This window comes from Arthrobacter sp. JCM 19049, assembly GCF_001310435.1.
This window is the reverse complement of record NZ_BAXF01000270.1, coordinates 1-2,946: the sequence shown is the minus strand read 5'-3', so window position 1 is coordinate 2,946 and position 2,946 is coordinate 1. Positions and strand designations below refer to the sequence as shown.

Sequence of the window (2,946 nt, the reverse complement as noted above, 5' to 3'; positions counted from 1 at the left end):
CCACCCACCCCCACCACGCCGCGCGCTCCCGCCGGGTGGTGCCCACCACCGGTGGGCCGGCCGCGCTGGCCAGTGAAGAATTCCCTCCGGCAGCACCGTCGGATGACCCTGCGAGCAAGGAGCAGCCATGAACCTGTCCACCTACCTGAGCCTGCTGGAAAAATCCGAAAGCACCCTGGCCGAGTCCTTCCGCCAGGTCGCCGAAGGGCACGGCCACGAACCGGATGTGCACTTCATCTGCCAGACCCTGGCCAAGCAATGCGATGAGCACCAGCGCGCCCTGCAGCCGATCATGCGGCGCTACGGGCAGGGCGACGTCGACGACGAACCCGAACGCCTGCACGCCGACGGGCTGAGCGAAACCCGCAAGGGGCCGCTGGGGCTGCTGCGCGATCTGCAGGACCTCTACCTGCTGGCCTCCCTGGTGGACATCACCTGGGCCATGGTGAAGCAGGCCGGTCAGGGGCTGCGCGATGAGGAACTGCTCGACGTGGTACGCGCCTGCGAGGAAGAAACCGAAAAACAGCTGAAGTGGCTGAGCACCCGGATGAAGCAGGCCGCCCCGCAGGCGCTGCTGGTCGCCGAGTAACGCCGCGCGGCCGAGAGAAGGGGACCCATGCCCAAGCAAGCGATGCACGCCCGACTGGCCGAGTCCAAAGGCCGGCTGGGCAGCAGCCTCTACGCGGCCATCCTCTGCCTGCTGGTGCTGGCCGCCAGCGGCGGGATCGGCCTGGCCCTGAAATCACCCTGGCTCTTTCCCAGCCTGGGCCCCACGGTGATGCTGTTCTTCGAATCCCCGCAACTGAAATCCGCGCGCCCCGCCAACGCGCTGATCGGGCACCTGGTGGGCCTGGCCGCCGGGGCGGCCTGCCTCTACGGCTTCGGCCTGCAACATCAGGCCGCTACCCCGGTCGGGGGACTGAGCCTCACCCATGTGGCTGCCGGGGCGCTATCGGTCGCACTGACACGCTGGTGCTGACCTGGACGAACAAGCCACACCCGCCAGCCGGGGCCACCACATTGATCATCAGCCTGGGGATTTTGAGCACCCCGGCCGAACTGCTGTCCATGCTCGGGGCGATCATCTTCATTACCGTCCTTGGCTGGGGCCTGAATCTGCTGCTGGGCACCAAGCCTGCGACCGGCAAGTAGCCGGGGTACCCCAGCTACCTCTCGGCTTGGTGGGCCCGAGGTGGGGAAGCGGTTTTTATCCAGGCCGCCAGCCAGCAGGCCTGCACGGCGGCGTCAAGCAGGTAGATCCGGCTGATGCGCCCGCTGCCGCCGTAGCGAAGATCAACGCCGCCGAAGGACAGGGCAGCGCCAATGCCAATCCTGCGCGCCGTGGTCAAGCCTTGGCTCGTGGCGCGCGTGCGCAGCTGCTGGTAGGCCAGCGTAACCGCGAGCCCGCTGACGCACCTGACCAACCAGTCATCGACCTTGGGGCCCAGCACCGCTTCAAAACTCCGGTAGTGTAGCAGCGGCCACACCCCGGTCACCAGCAAGTACAGGCCCTGGGCCCTGGCTAGGGCCCTGCCCGTCCGCGCTGCCGGGCCCGGTGGGGCCGACACCTCGAACCTGGTCTCGTTGCACACCATTCTCTGCTCCCATGTCTCACGCCGTGCCAAAGACCGACACCGTCGAAAGTTCCCTGAGCATAGGCACCCTTCCTTCCGCAGGCAACACCGAATCGGTGATTCCCAGCAGACCGGCACCCGCGGGGTGCGGCTGAAACGTTCTTTAGTATCGTGAAGGAATGGCTCGATTACTGGACCGGCTGCACGGCGCACTGACCCGGCACGTACCGCTCCAGCTCCCTGCCTGCCTGCATCGGATCCGTGAGCGGGGCGTGGGGCAACTGCGCCGGGGCCAGGGTTGGCTGCTGGACTACCTGTACGCCGGTTACTGGCAGGCCCGCGCTTTCCTGCGCCCGGTGGCCGAGCAGGAGCTGCTCAGTTACTCCGATGCCCAGGCCGCGCCCGTGCTGCTGATTCCGGGCATCTGGGAGACCTGGCAATTCCTGCTCCCGGTCGCCCGGCACCTGCACCAGGCCGGCCATCCGGTGCATGCGGTCAGCGGGATCGGGTACAACCGGGGCACCGTGCCGCAAATGTCCCGCCTGGTTTCGGACTACCTGGCCGAACATGACCTGAATGGGGTGGTCATCGTGGCGCACAGCAAGGGCGGGCTGATCGGCAAGCATGCCATGAGCGCCTCCCCGCACCCCGAGCGGATTGCGAAGATGGTGGCGATCAGCACCCCGTTCTCCGGCTCGGTGTACGCCCGCTTCGCACCGATCCGTTCCCTGCGCGCCTTTTCGCCGCGCAACGCCGGACTGCTGCAGCTGGCAGCGAACCTGGCGGTGAATTCGCGGATCACCTCCATCTACAGCTCCTTTGATCCGCACATTCCCGGCGGCAGCCAGCTTCAGGGGCCCAGAACATCAAGTTGGAGACCATGGGGCATTTCCGGCTGCTCAACGACCCGCGCCTGCTGGAAGCCGTGCGAGAACAGGTGGCCGCCCCGGTGCCAGAGGAAACCTACCTGGGGGTGGAACGGCCCGAGCAGCCGGAATAGGCCCAACACACAATGCCCCGAACGGATCACGCCGTTCGGGGCATTTCATGCTTGAGGGTTCTCAGCGGCCGGCTAGGCCCAGAGTTCGGTGATCGCCACGCCATGCTCGGCCAGCAGCCGGCGCAGCATGCTCACATCAAGGCCAACCACGCTTTGATAGTTGCCCTCGATGGATTCGATGAACGCGGAGGCCAGCCCGTCGATGGTGAACGCACCGGCGCACGGCAACGGTTCGCCGCTGGCCACATACGCCTCGATCTCCGCGTCGCCGACCTGGGCGAAGTGCACCACGGTTGCCGAGCCCAGCCCCACGGACCGGCCCCCGCCGGCGGCAATGAGCCAGTGTCCCGAATGCAGCACCCGGCGGAGCCG

The 2,946-nt window shown here is 67.1% G+C and carries 6 protein-coding genes; 4 read left to right on the top strand and 2 right to left on the bottom strand.

Annotated elements, in window-relative coordinates; translation table 11 throughout:
* Positions 1-127 precede the first annotated feature (127 nt).
* Genes JCM19049_RS10770 through JCM19049_RS20270 form a run of 3 tightly spaced genes read left to right on the top strand, consistent with a single transcriptional unit; the run spans position 128 to position 1,152 of the window.
* Positions 128-589 (top strand): hypothetical protein, encoded by a 462-nt coding sequence (locus JCM19049_RS10770; protein WP_054821590.1) that lies wholly within the window; start codon positions 128-130, stop codon positions 587-589.
* A 27-nt stretch (positions 590-616) separates the two neighbouring features.
* Positions 617-979 (top strand): HPP family protein, encoded by a 363-nt coding sequence (locus JCM19049_RS10765; RefSeq protein ID WP_279402985.1) that lies wholly within the window; start codon positions 617-619, stop codon positions 977-979.
* Positions 973-1,152 (top strand): hypothetical protein, encoded by a 180-nt coding sequence (locus JCM19049_RS20270; RefSeq protein WP_279402984.1) that lies wholly within the window; start codon positions 973-975, stop codon positions 1,150-1,152. Before JCM19049_RS10765 ends, JCM19049_RS20270 begins: the two co-directional genes overlap by 7 nt.
* A gap of 14 nt (positions 1,153-1,166) precedes the next feature.
* Here JCM19049_RS20270 and JCM19049_RS10760 read toward each other — a convergent pair whose 3' ends face one another.
* Positions 1,167-1,496: a hypothetical protein gene (locus tag JCM19049_RS10760; RefSeq protein ID WP_279402983.1), complete on the bottom strand. Its 330-nt coding sequence runs from the start codon at positions 1,494-1,496 to the stop codon at positions 1,167-1,169.
* Between the two features lie 350 nt (positions 1,497-1,846).
* Between JCM19049_RS10760 and JCM19049_RS10755 the strand changes: the two genes are divergently transcribed.
* A complete protein-coding gene (locus JCM19049_RS10755) occupies positions 1,847-2,629 on the top strand; it encodes an alpha/beta hydrolase (RefSeq protein WP_279402982.1) in 783 nt (260 codons plus the stop codon).
* Between the two features lie 17 nt (positions 2,630-2,646).
* On the opposite strand, the gene JCM19049_RS10750 is transcribed toward JCM19049_RS10755, so the two are convergent.
* Positions 2,647-2,946, bottom strand: a 300-nt coding sequence (locus tag JCM19049_RS10750; RefSeq protein WP_279402981.1) for a Maf family protein, incomplete at its 5' end; no start/stop codon positions are given.

Bases quoted from the DNA above. Each gene is read 5' to 3' on its own strand.
- JCM19049_RS10770 (WP_054821590.1), top strand. From the start codon at position 128: ATGAACCTGTCCACCTACCTGAGCCTGCTGGAAAAATCCGAAAGCACC.
- JCM19049_RS10765 (WP_279402985.1), top strand. From the start codon at position 617: ATGCCCAAGCAAGCGATGCACGCCCGACTGGCCGAGTCCAAAGGCCGG.